Below are 18,812 nucleotides of genomic sequence, written 5' to 3'. Positions count from 1 at the left end.
ACCAGCCAGTCTTAAAGACAGGCTGGTTTTTTACATGAATAGTTAACTGGTGAAATGAAAGTATGAGCTTATTAGTAAAAGGGCATTTTAATAATAAAGAACGTCTGATCGGAGGCAATCTAATGAGTCTGCAATTAGTAGAGGTTCACGTACCGCCTTCACACCTAAAGGAATTTCAGAAACAATTAAAAAAGTTTACCTTCCAAACCTACTGGGTGGAAAAGGAAATCGACGGCAGAACCTTGTATCGCATCTTGCTTAAAACAGACAATGTAGAAGAAATTCTTAACGATTTAGAAGAAGTATCAAACATTGTGGATGGTTTTGAGACACTACTTCTGCCTGTTCGTGCCTACTTCTCAAAAGGTTCAAAGGAGAAGCAGAAAGAAGAAGAGAAAGCAAAGCTTCAAAGAGCCAGCCGACATGAGTTATTAACTGCGGTAAAAAAGAATAGTAAGATATCCTGGAATTATTCGCTCTTAATAATTTTATCAGCGATTGTGGCAACGGTTGGGTTTATAAAAGATAGTGAGGCAGTGGTTATTGGAGCTATGGTGATTGCTCCCATGATTGGACCTGTTATCGCAATTGCTTTTACTTCGGTACTGGGAGACTATAAACTTCTGAGCAAGTCGGCTGTTACTTCTATTGCCGGTGTAGCGGCAGTGGTCTTAATATCCATCATTTTTGCTGCTTTTACACAGTTAGAACTTAAAACCGACCAGTATGTAAGCCGGACAAAAGTAGAAGTGATGGATATTATTCTAGGGATTGCTTCTGGTTCGGCTGGAGCTCTAGCTTTTTTAAATCGGCTATCAGGAAACCTCGTAGGAGTGATGGTAGCAGTAGCATTACTTCCTCCAAGTGTAGCTCTGGGCCTATCATTAGGAAATGGGGATTGGATGGCTGCATATGGAGCTTTTTTGCTGGTGACGGTTAATATAATGTCGATTCTTTTAGCTGCTGTAATTATTTTTTCTATTACAGGCATTCGCCCGGTTTTGTGGAAAGAAGTTCAAAAAGCCAATGTGTCCCGCCCTTTATCCATTACTTTTGTGTTAACGATTATTGGTATATTAGCGGTCTTAATCATAATTAGCGGAGGCCGGTTTACTTTGTGAAGAAAAAAACAATTGATAAAATTTTCCGGTAACTATATAATAAATAATCATTAAGAAAAGGAGGTCACGACGATGAAAAAAGTAACTTTGACTCAAAAAAACAATTTTATATGTGTCGTGACCTTTAGGCTGTTTTAACAGCGTTTTAAAATTTTTACAAAAGGGTCACGTGTGTCCGTGACTCCATATGTTTGTTTGTATTTGAAGCATACGTCGAGTGACGTATGCTTTTTTGGTGTTTTGCGGTGAAACCGCTTCACATAAAAATTTTCAGGAGGAAGATAAGATGGAAAAAACAGTGAATTTGTGCAGGACTAAGAAAGAAGATTGGAAGGAAAGCGGCTAGCTGACATTTGCAGAAAGGATTTGGTAACGTGTTTAGTGTTTTATGGAAGTTAAACTGGTTTTTCAAGGAATATTGGAAAAGTTATACCTTTGCGATAGTGGCGCTCATTATCGTGAGTGCAATTGATTTAATACCTCCTAAACTGGTAGGTATGGCGATTGATGAGATTCAGTACAATACAATAACAATAGAACGGCTTGGAGAAATCCTCCTTATATACGGAGGAATTATTGTGTTGAGCTATACGCTGTCTTACTTATGGGATTACACCTTATTCAGCGGGGCAGCGACGCTGGAGCGGCGGATGCGGTCGAACTTAATGAACCACTTTTTAAAAATGACTCCGGGATTTTTTAACCGTAATAAAACCGGGGACTTGATGGCCCGCAGTACCAATGACCTCAAGGCACTTACGATGACGGCAGGTTTTGGAATTCTGACTTTAGTGGATTCTACGGTTTTTATGATTATGATTATTGCAATGATGGGATTTACTATCAGCTTTAAATTGACCTTGGCAGCTCTTTTGCCTCTGCCGATTATGGCTTATGTGATGAACCGGTATGGAAAAGTCATTCACACACGTTTTATGGAAGCCCAGCACTCATTTGGCGAACTCAACAACAACGTTCTTGAATCGGTGCGGGGTGTCCGGGTCATTCGGGCATATGTGCAGGAAGCCCATGACGAAAAGGCTTTTAATCGTATGACTCACGATGTCTACAACAAAAACGTAAAGGTCGCAAAAGTGGATGCCTTATTTGAACCGACGATTACGATCCTGGTCGGGATTTCTTATACGATCGGCCTCGGGTACGGCACATCACTAGTCTTCCAAAATGTAATTACATTAGGTGAGCTCGTGTCTTTCAATGTTTATTTAGGTATGCTGATATGGCCTATGTTTGCGGTCGGTGAACTGATCAATGTTTTGCAGCGGGGAAATGCTTCGCTTGATCGAGTAAATGAAACATTAGAGGAGCAGCCTGACATTTTAGCGCCAAAAGCTCCAAAATCCGTAGAACATCCAAAGTGGATTGAATTCAATAATGTAACCTTTAAATACCCGGAAGCTGAAGGGTGTGCACTTAGAAATGTGAATCTCACCGTTAAACAGGGGCAGACCATAGGGATTGTTGGAAAAACCGGTGCAGGGAAAACGACACTGCTTCGTCAGCTGTTGAGAGAGTATCCAAGTTTCAAAGGAACAGTAGCGATCAATGGTGTGGATTTAAATGATATTGCTCTTGAAGACTCAAGGAGCTGGATTGGATATGTTCCACAAGACCAGGTGCTGTTTTCAAAAACGATAAGGGAAAATATCCAGTTTGGAAAAAATCAAGCATCTGATGAAGAGATTTATAGAGTGATGGAACTCGCTCATTTTCTGGAGGATATTAAAAACCTTCCGCGAGGGCTCGATACCCTGGTTGGAGAAAGTGGAGTTACTCTATCCGGAGGGCAAAAGCAGCGAGTCGCTATCGCCCGGGCCTTCATTATGAATCCAAAGATTTTACTGCTGGATGATGCAATGTCGGCTGTCGATGGAAAAACGGAAGCTAACATTCTCGACCACTTAAGAAAAGAAAGAAAAGGAAAAACGACGTTCATTGCTGCCCACCGGTTATCTGCGGTTACCCATGCAGACCATATTATCGTTCTTGATCAGGGGCGCATCATTCAAGAAGGAACACACGAAGAACTGATTAAGAAAAAAGGGTGGTATAAAGAGCAGTACGAACATCAGCAATTGGAAACTAAGGAGGTGGAAGAATAATGAGACCCCCTTCTACAGAAAAAAGATTATTAAATTATGCACTTACATTTAAGAAGAAAATCTTTATCGGCCTCATCTGCGTTTTATTAGCTGTGGGGTTGGAACTTACAGGTCCATTTATCGCGAAAAGGCTGATAGATGAGCATGTGGTAGGCATAGAGAATCAGTGGTATGAAGTCTCGAAGGAGACGGATTATACCGTCTCTTACAATGATTCTCTGTACGTACGGGCCGACCGAATGGGTGGAAATCAAGAAGTGTTATCCACCGCTACGATCCTGCAGACGGGGAGAGACTACTATTTCATCGATAGTGAGGTGCCAGTAAACGGAAGCCGCTCAGTTGAGAGAAATCTTATAACGATCAATACTCCAGATGCTGAAACAACGGTAGAGGCAGAGAAACTTAACTTAAATGAGCTTTATCGTTTCTTTGTTCCTGAGCAGCGGTCGATCTACTGGCTTTTGGTTTTGTATTCTGCACTGCTGATACTGGCAGCTATGTTCAGCTACTTTCATACATTCATTTTGCAAAAAACATCGAACCGGATCATCCGTAAGATGAGGGATGATTTATTTGCACATATTCAGAGGCTGCCGATCAACTATTTTGTAAATCAGCCGGCAGGCAAAATTGTCGCACGGGTCACCAATGACACAGAAGCGATTCGTGAGCTCTATGTAAAGGTGCTTACGACGTTTGTAACGAGCATTGTTTATATGACAGGGATTTATGCAGCCTTGTTCTTGCTTGATGTGAGGCTCGCACTCTTTTGTGTGATTCTTATCCCTGTGATCTGGGTATGGATGAAAGCTTATAAGCATTGGGGAGGAAAATATAACACGGTCGTCAGGTCGGCTGTCAGCGATATGAACGGAAACATCAACGAATCGATACAGGGAATGTCCGTCATTCAAGCCTTTCGACAAGAAGAGCAAGTATCGAAGGACTTTGAGCAGTTAAATTCCAAGCATTTTATTTATCAGCGAAAACTGGTCAGGCTGAGTGCGTTAACCTCTTTTAATTTAGTCAATGTCCTGAGGAATTTGGCATTTGTGGCCTTTATTTGGTATTTCGGCTCTGGAACGATTGGGGCGGAAGGACTAGTAACTGCCGGGGTCCTATATGCATTCGTCGATTATTTAAATCGATTATTTCAGCCCGTAACGGATCTCGTTAATCAGCTGCCTCAACTGGAGCAGGCGCGAGTTGCTGCAGGCCGGGTTTTTGATTTGATGGACGAAAAAGGGGAAAAAGTTAATAATCAAAAACTCCCGCGTTACAAAGGCCATATTAAATTCGATGAGGTTTCTTTTTCCTATGAGGAAGAAGATTATATTTTAAAGAATTTGAACTTCGTAGTGAAACCTGGTGAAACCGCTGCTTTTGTCGGCCATACCGGATCTGGAAAAAGTTCGGTTATGAACCTTTTGTTTCGGTTTTACGATCCGCAAAAGGGAAGCATTACGATCGATGACCAGCCAATAACAGAATTATCAAGGCAGCAGGTGCGCAGCCATATTGGCATCGTCCTGCAGGATCCGTTTATCTTTTCAGGTACGATCTTGTCGAATGTTACAATGAACGATGAGAACATTTCCCGGGAAATGGCGGTCAAAGCACTAAAAGCTGTAGGAGCTGACCAATTTATTGAAAAGCTGCCGCAGAAATATGACTCCCCTCTAAAAGAAAAAGGCAGCTCGCTGTCGATGGGTGAGCGTCAGCTGATTTCATTTGCGAGAGCGTTAGCGTTTAATCCGGCGATCTTAATTCTTGATGAAGCGACGGCAAACATTGATACGGAGACTGAACAGCTTATTCAAAAAGCGCTTGAAGTTTTGAAAAAGGGGAGAACTACTTTGGTGATCGCTCACCGTTTATCTACGATCCAGCAGGCCGATCAAATCATGGTATTAGATCAGGGTACAATAATAGAAAAAGGAAATCATGCGGAACTTATGGAGATGGAAGGCAAGTATTATCAGATGTATCAAATGCAGCAGGGAGCGGTAAAACAGCCTGCTGTTTAGGTAAGGGGCGGCTTTAAAGTGACGAACGAGGATAACGATAAACGGGATATCATTGATGAAGATTTATATGAGGACATTGATGATGAGAAAATGTATGAACTTGTACAGGAAGAACGAAGAAAAGCGTTGGAAGAAGCGCGGAGGAAAAAAGAAAATCAGAAACCGAAACGCCCTTTTCCGAAGTGGGTCTTCTATTTGATCGCAAGTATGATGGCAATTAACGTCATTGCTGTACTGCCGAATACTTTCTCTATTCCGGCTGTCGATTTTCTTGTTACGTCTGCGAAGCTCTCTGCTGATAAGGAGATTAAACAATACAAAAAGGCGGTCGTAGTCGTAGAAGCGGGCCAAAGTAATGGCACAGGTTTTTCCATTGATTCAAATGGCACGATTTTGACGAACCACCATGTGATCGAAGGAGAAAAACAGATTTCCGTCGGTTTCCCGGATGATGGATTGTTTAAGGCAGAAGTGGTGGAAACCTATCCTTCCATTGATTTGGCGGTATTAAAAATAGAGGGAGAAGCCCTTCCTTTTCTTGAGCTTGCGGACGAAACGAGCTTTCAAGCAGAAGAAGAATTCTTATTTATAGGCAATCCATTAAGATTTACCGGGATTGCTAATCAAGGGGAAATTCTAAAGTATACTGATCTGGACAGCTGGGAGGATCCTGTTCTTATGCTTGATGCCCCGATTTATCGTGGAAACTCCGGCAGTCCTGTGATCAATAGTGAGGGAAAAGTGATCGGTGTTGTCTTCGCAACTCTTCATGATGATGAGGAAGGCAGAGTCGGGCTAGCGGTTCCGATTGAGTATTTTCATCAATCCAGTTAAAAAACCCCTTTTTCGCAAATTGAGCGAAAAAGGGGTTTTTTTTATACTTCAAAGGGTTCGTCGCCTTAACACCGGTATCGGATGAAAGTTTAAGATCTCTGCTAAATTAACTAAGTTTGTACTTGTTTGTACAATTTGTTCGTTCGATGGATCTCCCTCGGTGCAGATAGCGCTGGACTGAGGAGGAATGGTAAAACCAAGCATCCCCAATGAGTATAAAATAGACTGGGCTGCTGATCTTGAACCGCCGTCTCCATGGTCCGAAACGATAACGCCTCCGACTTTATTATAAAAGAGCTGCTGACCTTTCTTATCTTTCATGTCATAGTAGCCTTGAAGCCTTTCAATGATTAAAGTGGCAATACTGCTTTGTTCCCCTAAAGCAATCGGGGTCGCAAATAAAACGATGTCAGCCTTCCGAATGCTTTCGAAAATAAAAGGCCAGTCATCATCACCATCTAAGCTGCTCGTTATTCCAAACGTAATTTGAAAGTCCCTTAAGTGAATCCGTTCCACGTCTACTTTCTCCTGCTGGAAAACAGCTGCCGCCTGATCGAGCAAATTTTCTGTCTCTGTCTCCTGGCATCCTTTTTCCAGACTGCAGTTGAGTAGTAAGGCCTTCATCTCTTTCACCTCCCATTTAACTACAAGTGCCGTATAAAAGAGATTTAACCTTTTCCGAAAAAAATAAACGTATTCTGCATATATAGGTTATTTGAACTAGTTAAATTCCGTTAGTTAAAGGTTCAGATAACCTGAAAATTTTATAGGTCTTTTGAACTGTGTTTTGAAATCATTATTTAACAAAATGTAAATCCCATGTGGTGGTATTTGGATGACTTATTCAGTAAACTTATCTTGCTCGATACAATATTAAACCCATACCTATCTATATAGTTGGTGTTTACAGCTTCAGTTTTATATGGTTGATACGAAATTGTAATCTAATTGAAATTATTTTTTAAAAAAACGCCCAAAGAAAATATCTCTTAATCGAAATAATATGATGGCTGGAGGTGGTAAAGGTTGATGAATCGTCTGTTACAAAGAAGAAACACCTCCCTTGACGATCAAGTCGCTGCTGCTAAGCAGGGGGACGACGAAGCTAAAAATGAAATCTTAAAACAGTATCAACCTTTTATCGCCAAAAGCGTTTCTGAAGTGTGTAAACGCTATATAGACCCTGCAAAAGATGATGAATTCAGTATTGGATTACTGGCTTTTAACGAAGCCATCCATGCATATTCGTGTGACAAAGGAAGTTCGTTTTTATCGTTCGCGAAGCTTGTCATTAAACGCAAGGTGATCGATTATATCCGCAATGAGCAGAAGAGCCTGAAGGTCATATCATTAGATGATGATTATGTCGACGAAGAACAGATGGAAAACCCTTTAGAGGTTCAGGCGGCCAAAGACCGCTATGCTCTTGAGACAGAAGCCTGGTACCGGAAAGAAGAGATCATCGAATTTCAGGCAGAGCTTCAAAAGTATAATCTCAACTTCCATGAACTGACGGAATCCTCTCCAAAACATGTGGATGCCCGTGAGTCGGCCATTGAAGTCGCCCGAATCGTTTATAATAACGAAGGTTTACGACAGCAGGTCCTGGAAAAAGGACGTCTTCCTATGAAAGATTTAGTCAAGCGTGTGAACGTAAGTAAAAAAACGCTGGAGCGAAACCGTAAATTCATCATTGCTATGGTTCTCATTTTGTCAGGGGATTATGTTTACCTCAAAGAGTACTTGAAAGGGGTGGGTATGTGAGAAAAGGTATTGTTTTGGAGCAGACAAAAAAGTTTACCATCGTGATGGCCGACGACGGTTCCTTCCTAAAAGCCAAGCGCTTAAAAAACGCAGATATAGGCATGGAGGTACATTTTCAGGCTTACGAGCCGGGGTCATCAATTGGAAAATTCATGCTCATCCACCGTATGAAGATCGCTGCCGTGACCATAGCTCTATTACTGACATTATTTCCGGTTTATCTTTGGCACGAAGGCAATAAAACATATGCCTTGGTAAATGTGGATATTAATCCTAGTGTAGAACTTAAAGTAAATGAAAAAATGAAAGTCCTGGCCATTAATCCACTGAATGAAGATGCGAAAGAAATGATTGCAAGCCTCGAGGATTGGAAAATGAGCCCGGCCTCTGAAGTGGCCCTTCAAATGATTAACTTCAGCCGCGAAGAAGGTTTTCTAAACAGTGATCACCAGGTTCTTATAGGTGTTAGTTACCTCGAAGGGGACAGTGAATTAAATTTTTCCGATCAGATCGAAAACTATATAGGCGAAAAAATGCAGGACCTTTTATTAGCTTCTTATACAGTTCCTGAGGCAGTCAGGCTTCAGGCGGAAGAAGAAGGTTCATCTGTTAATGAGCTTATGGCCCGCAAAATTAAAGATGAGGAAAATCAGGAAGAAGAAACTCAACCAGCATCTGTTTCTATCGAAGATGATGATAAAGCAATTATTCAATCTTTTTATAATGAAAATGAGTCATCCAAAGAAAATGATGTCGAAAAGGTCGATATTCCTGATGAAAGTTCGAGCAAATTGGAAGAGACCCCCGTGGTGCCGATTCCTGCTCAGCCGAAAAAATCGCCGCATAACGGTCAGGCAGATGAAAAAAAGAATAAAGAATCTCATAAACACCGGTCAGAAGTCTTAAAGGAGAAGGACAAACAGCCTCCTTCTCATGCTTCTTCTCATGCCAATGGAAAGCCGCTTAAAGATAAGAACGATCATCGCAATGAAAAAGCTTCCGATAAAGATAATCCATCACTACCCAAAAACGCTCCCCCTGAGAAAAAAAAACCGAATAAAGAAAAGCATAAAGATCACCCGTCAAATAACGGTCACAAGAATGACAAAGACAACAAGGGGAACGATAAAGGCAGCTACGACGGTCGTGCCAATAAAGGAAATAAAGATTATAAAGCCAAGCCGAATAATAATAAGCACGAAAAGCACCCGCATAAGTAAGCAGCTTATCAGGGTGTTTTTTTATGGATAAAATAGTGAATAAGTATAGAATGAGACATGGAGGTGTTATTTAATGAAAAGAAATTTCATAGGGGTTAGGAATGAGCATTTAGACGCATGTCCTAAGTCTCCTAATTGTGTTTCAACTCAAACCGATCAGAAAGAAAAACAGCTGGAACCTCTCCCTTTTATTAAAACTTTTGAGGAAACGAAACAAATTGTTAAAAAAGTTATTGATACAATGGACAGGACAGTGATTAAAGAGGAAACAGAAGATTACCTCCAAGCTGTCAGTACTTCGAAATTTTTTCGATTCAAAGATGATATAGAGTTTTATTTTGACCATAAAGCCGGGCTTGTCCATTTTCGCTCTGGATCACGCGCAGGATATTATGACTTTAATGTTAATCGCAGGAGAATGGAAGAATTCTCGGTAAAGTATCTCCAGCATAAGGAGAGTAAAACTGCCGATGAATTATGACTATCAGTTAATCGTAATAGGCGGGGGATCCGGAGGTCTTACGACAGCAGCAGGAGCGGCCAGCTTCGGTGCATCGACTGCCCTCATTGAACAAAAAGGGAACTTGGGAGGAGACTGTCTCCATTATGGATGTGTTCCTTCAAAAGCACTGATACAAGCTGCAGAGGAAGCACACATTGCCCGCAAAAACCCCGGTTTAACTAGTACCGACTTCGATGAGCTTTTCAAAAAAGCGATGCAGCGAGTCCAGGATGGCGTAAATGAAGTCCAGTCTCACGATTCCAAAGAGCGATTCATTCAGTTCGGTATTGATATTTATGAAAGTAAGGCAAAATTTATCGATCCGCATACCATTCAATGTGGAGAGCGGACGATAACAGGCAAAAGAATCGTAATAGCTTCAGGTTCATCACCAGTGATCCCTCAGATAGAAGGCATCGAAGAAATAGAATACTTAACGAATGAAACAATCTTCTCTTTAACAAAGCGGCCTGAATCATTAATTGTCGTCGGAGGAGGGGTTGTTGGAATTGAACTGGCCCAGGCAATGGACCGCTTAGGGGTGAAAGTTACCGTTATCGAAAGGTCTTCGGTGGTATTGGATAAGGAAGATGAAGAGATTGCCCGTCTTGTTCAGAATGAACTCAAAAAAGAAATGATGATTCACACCAATTCAAGGGTTGATCGCGTCGAATCTATTGATGGTAACGTCAAAGTCCGCTTTAACGAAGATAATCAGCCTAAAAGTATAGTGGCACAGCATGTGCTGTTTGCTGTTGGCCGAAAAGCCAATATTGAAAGCATGGGTGTACAAAATGCCGGGATAGAGACGAACAACGGTGCTATTGCTGTGGACAAACAGTTAAGGACTTCCCAGAAACATATATATGCTGTTGGAGACTGCAACGGCTCTATGCCTTTTACACATGCTGCCGGCATGGAAGGGAAAATAGCCGTCTCGAATGCCGTTCTTGGACTAACACGAAAAGTTTCCTATGAAAAAGTGCCTTGGGTCGTCTATTGCTCACCGGAAATATATCATTTAGGCAAAACCGAACAGGAAGCAAGAGACCAATATGGTGAAAGCTTTTTAACCTTTAAAGTTAAGCTTGATGAAAATGATCGGTTTATAGCCGAAAGAAACAACTCCGGCTTAGTAAAAGTATTGACGACAGAAAAAGGTAAAATCATTGGAGCGCATGCTGCAGGACCGGGAGCCGGAGAATGGATGCAGGAAATTGGGACACTCATGGCTCTGAACAAGAAATTCCAGTCATTATCAAATGTCGTGCATCCCTATCCTGCCCGAAATAATATCGTGGTACAAGCAGCGGATTTATATTGGCGCAAAAAACTTTTTAACAGCAAGTGGAATGGTTTAATTTCCTGGTATGTCAAAAAGCTTCGTTAAGATAGACAGATGTTCAGATCATTCTGTACGATAGTAACATCACAGAGTTTAGTACAATTACAGAAAGGAATTATGCAATGTCTAAGCTTGATTTGTCTCAATTCGAGAAAAAAATGATTGTACGAAATACACAGGAACGCGATATTGATCAGATATTTAAGCTTCAGGAAGCCTGCTTTCCTAATATGGAGCCGTGGAAACGGGAACATTTAGAGAGCCACTTGCGCCATTTTCCACAAGGACAGTTTGTCGTGGAATTTGATGGCCAAATCATCGGCAGCTGCTCAAGTTTAATTGTCAATTTCGATGAATATGATGATAAACATACATGGGATGATATTACGGATGAAGGCTATATTACAAACCATGACCCCGACGGCTATAACTTGTATGGAATAGAAGTAATGGTTCACCCGGAATTCAGAGGTATGAAAATTGGCCGTCGTCTTTATGAGGCACGTAAAGACCTGGCCAGAGAATATAATTTAAAAAGTGTAATCATCGGCGGAAGAATACCGAATTACCATAAGTATGAAAAGGATATGTCGCCAAGAGAGTATGTAGAAGAAGTAAGAAGTCAGAACATCTACGACCCTGTGTTAACTTTTCAAATTATGAACGGCTTTACGGTTATGCGGATTAACCCTAATTATTTGCCGGACGATAAAATGTCTTCTAAATATGCAACGCTTATGGAGTGGAACAATATCGACTACCGGGCTCGTACGAAGCGGCATTTTAAGACGAGCCATCCTGTAAGAATTATGGTTATTCAGTATATGATGAAAACGATCGACTCTTTTGAAGAATTCAGCCGCCAGTGTGAGTACTATGTTGATGTGGCCGCAGATTACGGCTCTGACTTTGCCGTCTTCCCGGAAATTTTTACAACGCAGCTGATGTCATTTCTAGAGGAGAAAGTGCCTTCAAAAGCGGTAAGACGTTTATCCGAGTATACAGAAGAATATATTGAAATGTTCACTCACTTAGCGGTAAAATACAATGTGAATATTGTCGGAGGCTCTCATTTTGTTGAAGAAAATGAAAAGATCTACAATATATCATACTTATTTAGAAGAGATGGAACGATTGAAAAACAATATAAAATCCACGTAACTCCAAATGAGCGAACATGGTGGGGGATTCAGCCAGGGGATGCTGTCAAAGTATTTGATACGGATTGCGGAAAAATTGCAATCCAGATCTGCTATGACATCCAATTTCCTGAATTAGCCCGCTACGCGGTTGATCAGGGCGCCAACATTATCTTTGTTCCATTCTGTACAGATGACCGTCAAGGCTATCTGCGAGTCCGTTACTGTGCCCAGGCTCGTGCCGTTGAAAACCAGGTGTATACGGTAATCGCAGGAACCGTAGGGAACTTAACACAAGTGGAAAATATGGATATCCAGTATGCACAGTCTGGAATTTTTACACCGTCTGACTTTGAATTTGCACGTGACGGGATCGTAGGAGAGTGTAATGCCAATGTGGAAACGGTAGTTGTCGGCGATGTAGACCTCGAGATTCTCCGCAGGCAGCGCAAGTCCGGAACCGTAAGGCAGCTGCGAGACCGAAGACGCGACTTATTTGATTTACATTACAAAGTAAACACGGAATATAAACCGGAAAGAACTTAAGAAAAACAATCGTGTTCCCATGGGTGATTTTCAGGATGACTATACCATGAGACGTCTGTTTAAAAAACGGACGATTCGAGACCCCGAAGTGTGTTTTGCGCGAGGAGGCTCCTATGAAAGTGAAGTTCGATTAATGTCGGCACGTCATGTGCCAACATCGAAGAGCCTGCATCGTGTGAGCCCGTGGGATAGTTCTCCTGCGGAGGGTTTCTGAAAACTAAAAATCACCCGTAAATCTACGGGTGATTTCTTAATTATACATACAGCTCAGTGTTTGTCGTAGCATGAGCATGGTCGATATAGTGTAATAAGCTTTCATGACTTAGATACAGCTCGGACTCTCTGGTTGAGTAATGGTAAGCATGGAGGAAAGACTCAATCTTTTTTGCGAGAAACTGGTCCCGCGTCCGGACCATTAGGACTAGCAAGTCGTCCCATTGGCCCCAGATCATAAAGTGAAGAGCCTTTTCATAATCATCAGGGTACATACATTCACTTCCTTTAAACAAGGAGTGTTTTTATTATCTCCCGTGAGGGTAACAAAGAAACAGAGAGTTCCTCACATTATTGGAAAAATCGACATTTAGTTGATTCTTTAGGAATCCGCCAGCTCAAAAAAACACAGTTCTCATGAGCTAAATGAATACAGCAGCAGGTAAGGGAGGTAGAAGTTTCAGTCATGACAGAAAGACAGTGGTTTTTGGGGAATATAGGAGGCATTTCCTTATTCGGAACATTTTTACTGCTAAGTTTTTTAACATTTGGAAACAGAGTCATCATTCTAATGACAGAGACCATCGGTTTTCTTACGCTGACTTTAGCTGGGATCACTCTTTATTACATAAGAAATCATAAGAAGTGGCTGATGATTTCAATCATCGCTTTTTTAACGCCATGGCTTATCTTTTCCATTGGGTATGAAATCGGAATAACAGAAAGCACGAACTCATATTGGATATGGTTTGTTTTATTTTACCTTGGAACCATTGCCGCGTTTGTTCTAATGAAGAAAAGCTACCTGAAAATTGAAGGGCTGTATAAATTATTTCCGGTCTTTTTTATATTTTTTAATTCCATGTTATTTATATACATGGCCGTTTTAAATTTTTGGTGGTTTCTTCCCGTCTAGACCTCTTATAAAAAAGAGGTCTTTTTTTATGCTTATTACCAAATCGCATATTTCAGGCTTCCTTACACATACTACGGTTATAAAATAGAAGGAGGGAGTTTCAATTATGAAATGGAAGTTAATAACGGCGGCTTTACTGGCATCATTATCACTTGTCGCTTGTCAAGCCGAGCAGGAAGCCGGCGATAATAACAATGCAAATTATGACGGAGTAGAAAATACTCGTTTTGAACGTACAAGTGAGCAGGATAACAGGGAAGCCCCGCAAAACAATCAGTATGACAATGATCGAGGGATGCAGCACAATACGAACTATAACGTGGAAGAAGAACTCGCAAATAAGATTGCTGAAAATGTTAAAGGAGTTGACAAAGCCTACGTTCTAAAAACGCGCGATAATGCATACGTGGCAGCTGTTTTAGATAATCAGAATGGGGGTTCTGAAGAACTGCCAGACGATGTAGAAAAGCAAATTACAGATCTTGTGAAGAAATCAGATCAGGATATTAATAATGTCTACATCTCTACTAACCCTGATTTTGTGGATTTAACTAAAAACTATGCAAGTGACGTCGAAAACGGTGAACCTGTTCAAGGTTTTTTTCGCGAATTTGGAACGATGGTAGACCGAATTTTCCCGGATCGGGAATAATAATAAGTCAGGATTCTCTTAAGTGAGAACCCTGACTTTATTTATGGATATGAGGATTTACGAGAAAGAGGTTCATTTACTCCTTTATTTTTCATATAAATAACTATGAATTTAAAGGAGGGGGCAACTTGAGGGCGCAGGACCACACAAAATTGCAAAAGGCCATTGAAGAAATTACAGAGATAGCTGACGGCTTTGGACTGGACTTTTACCCGATGCATTATGAAGTTTGTCCGGATGATATTATATATACTTTTGGTGCTTATGGAATGCCGACAAGATTTTCGCATTGGAGCTTTGGAAAGCAGTATTACAAAATGAAGCTTCAATATGATTTAGGCTTAAGTAAAATTTATGAGTTAGTCATTAATTCGAATCCTTGCTACGCTTTTCTTCTGAATTCAAATACCTTGATTCAGAATAAATTGATTGTCGCTCACGTACTGGCTCACTGTGACTTTTTCAAAAATAATGCCCGCTTTCAAAATACAAAGCGGGATATGGTAGAAAGCATGGCGGCCACCGCCGAGCGGATTGCCAGCTACGAGAAAAAATACGGCAAAGAAGAAGTAGAATCCTTTCTTGATGCAGTACTCGCTATTCAAGAGCATATCGATCCGTCTCTTGTCAGGCCAAAGCTTTCCTGGCAGTCCGATCAGCAGGAAGAGGGGAGTCCGAAAAAACGCAGAACGCCTTATGATGATCTTTGGAGGATTGGGGAATCACCGGATGCGCCTGAATTTAAAAAAACGAGAAAGATCCCGCCGCAGCCGGAAAAAGATCTGCTGCTGTTTATTGAACAATTCAGCCGTGAACTCGAAGACTGGCAGTGCGATATTTTAACGATGATGCGTGAAGAAATGCTGTATTTCTGGCCGCAGCTTGAGACGAAGATCATGAACGAAGGCTGGGCGTCTTACTGGCATGCACGGATCATCAGGGAATTAGACTTAACGAGTGATGAAGTGATTGATTTTGCTAAGTTAAACGCGAGTGTCGTGCAGCCGTCCAAAACGCAGTTAAACCCTTATTACTTAGGCTTGAAAATATTTGAAGATATTGAAGAGCGTTATGATAATCCAACAGAAGAAATGATCCGTCATGGCATTAAGCCGGGGTCGGGGCGGGAAAAAATGTTTGAAGTCCGTGAAGTTGAGTCCGATCAAAGTTTTATCCGGAATTATTTAACGAAAGAACTTGTGCGCCGCGAGGACCTTTATTTATTCCAGAAACAGGGGCAGAAATATAAAATTACCGATAAAGACCATGAAGCTGTTCGAGATCAGCTCGTAACGATGAGAGTAAATGGAGGATTCCCGTATATCACAGTAGAAGATGGCGACTACATGAAGAGCGGCGAGCTTTATTTAAAACATCACTTTGAAGATGTAGAGCTTGACCTGAAATATTTAGAGAAGACGCTGCCGTATATTTATCAGCTGTGGGGCCGTCCGGTTCATATGGAAACAAGGGTAGAAGACAGAGACGTCGCTTTTAGCTATTCAGGAAAAAAAGTTCAGAAGAAATACTTGTAGACTAAGGTCACCCTCTGGGCAAACATCCTATATTCGCTGATTTCTATTATGCCGGTTTATTTTTTGGTAAACTAGTCGTAATATAGAGTAACCTAGAGGAGGCTGTTAGCGATGAGTATATATGATTACTTATTAACCCACGAAGATTTTGTCCATAAAGATGAGTTAAAGTATCCTTTTGAAGAACGCGGGCTTCAGTTTGGCGATGGTATTTACGAAGTGATTCGCGTGTATAAAGGAAAATATTATTTAATTACTGAGCACGTTGAGCGCCTGTTTCGTTCAGCGGAAGCAATAAAAATTGAGATGCCTTTTTCAAAAGAAGAAGTGTACCAGCGGCTCGGTGAGTTATTAGAAAAGAATAGCGTTCAATCGGACGCAAAAGTCTATCTCCAAATTACAAGAGGCTCTGCTCCAAGAGACCATGCGTTTCCAACAGGAACGAAAGCGAACCTTTATGCATATGCGCAGGATCTGCCTCGTAAAACGGAATTGATGAGAAGCGGCGTTAAAGCTGTGACGAAACCGGACGTCCGCTGGGACTGGTGTTACATTAAGAGCTTAAACCTGCTTCCAAATGTGATGGCAAAGCAGGAAGCAAGTGAAGCCGGTTGTTTTGAAGCCATTTTACACAAGGATGGGGAAGTGACCGAGTGCAGTTCCTCCAATGCCTACCTCGTTAGAAATGGAAAAGTTTACACACATCCGGCGAAGAAGAATATTCTGCATGGCTGTGTGCGAATGAGAGTAGAGCAGTTCTGCAAAGACGAAGGGATTCCATTTATTGAGGAATCGTTCCAGGTTGAAGATATCCAATATGCGGATGAGCTCTTCCTATCCAGCAGTACTGCTGAGGTCATGCCAATTATCGAAGTTGATGGGATGAAGGTGGGCAGCGGCGAGCCTGGTGAAGTCACCCGCAAAATGCAGGAGAAGTATGAAGCTGATGCAGGTATTGAAGCGTCTATTTTCGCCAAGTAGAGGAAGCTGATCGTTCTATGCTATAATAGCTCTGTTTCAATAGAACAGGAGGGCTGTTATGACAAAAATACATTTGGAAATGGATCAAAACCAGTATCAAAAACTCGTTGAAGCTGTGTTTTTAGGTACTTGGATGGTCAATTCCACAAAACTTGAGCTCGACGAAGATTTTGAAGAAATAAGAGAGCTCGTACTCTCTAAGTATAAAGAAGCAGGGCTGGAAGATAAGGTATCTTATCTTGAGGCGTTTGGGATCCATGATTTAGAAAAGGATTATGAAAAGCAGCTGTTTCAAGATTACGTCGATGAATACGAAGAACACAGTTTTTGGGATATGCTGATCGAAAAGTTATCGGAGAAAAAGCTGAAAGAGGAATATGGTACTATTCCAACTCCTTTATCTGACGAAATGATTGAGCGCCGCCTTCAAATCGAAGAAAAGATTGCGCAGGTGCTTGAGGAAAAAGGGTTAACCCATTTAGATTTTAATAAGTAGAAATATGAGGGTATGTGTCTAATGACGCATACCCTCTGTATTTGATTGACATTTTATTATGTGAAAATTATGATAATAACAAGAGGACAATTTACTATAACTTAAATATATAAATTTGTTTTAAAATCCATGGATTTAAGGTAAAATAATGATTACCTGAGTGTGTGAACTTTCTTCACATTTATGGAAGCTCGTTTGATTTGAATTGTACATAACTATGGCGAATTTAGATCGAACGATTCAATAAAAAATTAATAGGGAGGAATTATCATGTTCAATAAGAAAGGGTTTTTAGTTTCTGCATTGTTGTTAGCGCTTTCTCTTTTTCTCATTGCTTGCGGCGGCGGAACAGCTGACAATGACGGCGGAGAAGAGGCTGAAGGAGAGGGTGATGGCCAGCAGTTTATCCAAATTCTAACTGGTGGTACAGAAGGAACTTACTATCCTCTAGGTGGTACTTTCGCCCAGGTTATTAATGATAATGTAGATAGTGTAGAAGCAAACGCTACCTCTACCGGTGCTTCCGTAGAAAATATGAATTCCATTAGTTCAGGAGATGGAGAAATTGCTTTTACTCAAACAGACATCGCTTCTTATGCAGCTGAAGGAGAGGTAATGTTTGATGAAGCAAATGAAGATTTTTCAGCTATTGGAACTTTATATCCAGAAACCATTCAAATTGTAACTACTAAAGATAGTGGAATTGAAAGCGTAGAAGACCTTGAAGGGAAAACAGTTTCTGTTGGAGCTCCGGGATCCGGTACAAATGCCAACGCTGATAATATTTTAGAAGTTCATGGGCTTGATATTAATGAAGATATAACAGCTCGTGACTTGGACTTTGGCGATTCTACAACAGGTATTCAAGATGGTACGATTGATGCAGCTTTCATCACATCTGGTACCCCTACTGGAGCCGTGGAAAGCTTAGCAGCTTCTATTGATGTAAACATCGTTCCAATCGAACCTGAAAAAGCTCAGGAATTGATGGATCAATACAGCTATTATTCTGAAGATGAGGTTCCTGAAGGGACTTATGGTTTAGAATCTGCCGTGCCAACAGTAGCCGTACAAGCTATGTTGGTTGCCCATAATGACCTTAGTGAAGATTTAGTGTATGAAATGACAAAAGCGATTTTCGATAACACCGATCAAATTTCGCACGCTAAAGGAGAAGAAATCTCTGCCGATACTGCTCTTGAAGGGGTAGGCATTGATATCCATCCTGGTGCACAGAAATATTTTGATGAGGCAGGCGTAAGTGCCGAGTAATGCAATTTAATTAGAGTCTTACGGGACTGTCCCGGGATTGATTTCACTTATGTAGTGGATGGTAATGCCGGGGGAGTCCCTTCTCATGTAACGGCCTCTAATAAAGCCTATGAAAATAAATAA

17 protein-coding genes are annotated in these 18,812 nt (G+C 41.2%); 15 read left to right on the top strand and 2 right to left on the bottom strand.

What is annotated here, in order from left to right:
- The first annotated feature begins 62 nt into the window (after positions 1-62).
- The 4 genes from HUS26_RS10280 (at position 63) to HUS26_RS10265 (ending at position 6,108) form a co-directional block, all read left to right on the top strand.
- Positions 63-1,121, top strand: a complete 1,059-nt coding sequence (locus HUS26_RS10280) for a TIGR00341 family protein (RefSeq protein ID WP_254434172.1) — start codon at positions 63-65, stop codon at positions 1,119-1,121.
- A gap of 374 nt (positions 1,122-1,495) precedes the next feature.
- Entirely contained in the window at positions 1,496-3,244 is a 1,749-nt protein-coding gene (locus HUS26_RS10275) for an ABC transporter ATP-binding protein (protein WP_173917076.1), read from the top strand.
- Positions 3,244-5,274: an ABC transporter ATP-binding protein gene (locus HUS26_RS10270; RefSeq protein ID WP_173917075.1), complete on the top strand. Its 2,031-nt coding sequence runs from the start codon at positions 3,244-3,246 to the stop codon at positions 5,272-5,274. The genes HUS26_RS10275 and HUS26_RS10270 overlap by 1 nt, the downstream gene beginning before the upstream one ends.
- A gap of 18 nt (positions 5,275-5,292) precedes the next feature.
- Positions 5,293-6,108 (top strand): S1C family serine protease, encoded by an 816-nt coding sequence (locus HUS26_RS10265; protein WP_254434171.1) that lies wholly within the window; start codon positions 5,293-5,295, stop codon positions 6,106-6,108.
- Positions 6,109-6,156: 48 nt separating this feature from the next.
- Here the strand turns inward: HUS26_RS10265 and HUS26_RS10260 are convergent, their stop codons facing one another.
- Positions 6,157-6,732 (bottom strand): flavodoxin family protein, encoded by a 576-nt coding sequence (locus HUS26_RS10260; RefSeq protein WP_173917074.1) that lies wholly within the window; start codon positions 6,730-6,732, stop codon positions 6,157-6,159.
- A 405-nt stretch (positions 6,733-7,137) separates the two neighbouring features.
- Here HUS26_RS10260 and sigI point away from each other — a divergent pair, with 405 nt between their 5' ends.
- The 5 genes from sigI (at position 7,138) to HUS26_RS10235 (ending at position 12,624) form a co-directional block, all read left to right on the top strand.
- Positions 7,138-7,872, top strand: coding sequence for an RNA polymerase sigma factor SigI (gene sigI / locus HUS26_RS10255; protein WP_173917073.1), 735 nt, complete (start codon positions 7,138-7,140; stop codon positions 7,870-7,872).
- Entirely contained in the window at positions 7,869-9,092 is a 1,224-nt protein-coding gene (locus tag HUS26_RS10250) for an anti-sigma factor domain-containing protein (RefSeq protein ID WP_173917072.1), read from the top strand. Before sigI ends, HUS26_RS10250 begins: the two co-directional genes overlap by 4 nt.
- Positions 9,093-9,165: 73 nt before the next feature.
- A complete protein-coding gene (locus tag HUS26_RS10245; protein WP_173917071.1) occupies positions 9,166-9,573 on the top strand; it encodes a DUF1499 domain-containing protein in 408 nt (135 codons plus the stop codon).
- Complete coding sequence (locus HUS26_RS10240) at positions 9,563-10,984, top strand: NAD(P)/FAD-dependent oxidoreductase (RefSeq protein ID WP_173917070.1); 1,422 nt, start codon at positions 9,563-9,565, stop codon at positions 10,982-10,984. The genes HUS26_RS10245 and HUS26_RS10240 overlap by 11 nt, the downstream gene beginning before the upstream one ends.
- Before the next feature lie 77 nt (positions 10,985-11,061).
- A complete protein-coding gene (locus HUS26_RS10235; RefSeq protein ID WP_173917069.1) occupies positions 11,062-12,624 on the top strand; it encodes a GNAT family N-acetyltransferase in 1,563 nt (520 codons plus the stop codon).
- 254 nt (positions 12,625-12,878) lie between these two features.
- On the opposite strand, the gene HUS26_RS10230 is transcribed toward HUS26_RS10235, so the two are convergent.
- Positions 12,879-13,112 (bottom strand): YhdB family protein, encoded by a 234-nt coding sequence (locus HUS26_RS10230; protein WP_173917068.1) that lies wholly within the window; start codon positions 13,110-13,112, stop codon positions 12,879-12,881.
- A 191-nt stretch (positions 13,113-13,303) separates the two neighbouring features.
- Here HUS26_RS10230 and HUS26_RS10225 point away from each other — a divergent pair, with 191 nt between their 5' ends.
- The 6 genes from HUS26_RS10225 (at position 13,304) to HUS26_RS10200 (ending at position 18,689) form a co-directional block, all read left to right on the top strand.
- Complete coding sequence (locus HUS26_RS10225; RefSeq protein WP_173917067.1) at positions 13,304-13,753, top strand: hypothetical protein; 450 nt, start codon at positions 13,304-13,306, stop codon at positions 13,751-13,753.
- A gap of 106 nt (positions 13,754-13,859) precedes the next feature.
- Positions 13,860-14,405, top strand: a complete 546-nt coding sequence (locus HUS26_RS10220) for a YhcN/YlaJ family sporulation lipoprotein (RefSeq protein ID WP_173917066.1) — start codon at positions 13,860-13,862, stop codon at positions 14,403-14,405.
- A 128-nt stretch (positions 14,406-14,533) separates the two neighbouring features.
- A complete protein-coding gene (locus tag HUS26_RS10215) occupies positions 14,534-15,940 on the top strand; it encodes a SpoVR family protein (RefSeq protein WP_173917065.1) in 1,407 nt (468 codons plus the stop codon).
- 111 nt (positions 15,941-16,051) lie between these two features.
- Entirely contained in the window at positions 16,052-16,921 is an 870-nt protein-coding gene (dat, locus tag HUS26_RS10210) for a D-amino-acid transaminase (protein ID WP_173917064.1), read from the top strand.
- Positions 16,922-16,979: 58 nt separating this feature from the next.
- Positions 16,980-17,417, top strand: a complete 438-nt coding sequence (locus HUS26_RS10205; protein ID WP_173917063.1) for a hypothetical protein — start codon at positions 16,980-16,982, stop codon at positions 17,415-17,417.
- Between the two features lie 270 nt (positions 17,418-17,687).
- Positions 17,688-18,689 (top strand): TAXI family TRAP transporter solute-binding subunit, encoded by a 1,002-nt coding sequence (locus HUS26_RS10200; protein WP_173917062.1) that lies wholly within the window; start codon positions 17,688-17,690, stop codon positions 18,687-18,689.
- Positions 18,690-18,812 lie beyond the last annotated feature (123 nt).

This window comes from Halobacillus sp. Marseille-Q1614, from assembly GCF_902809865.1.
Lineage (GTDB): Bacteria > Bacillota > Bacilli > Bacillales > Halobacillaceae > Halobacillus_A.
Note: the sequence above shows the minus strand (reverse complement) of the source record. Positions and strands in the feature narration are given on the sequence as shown.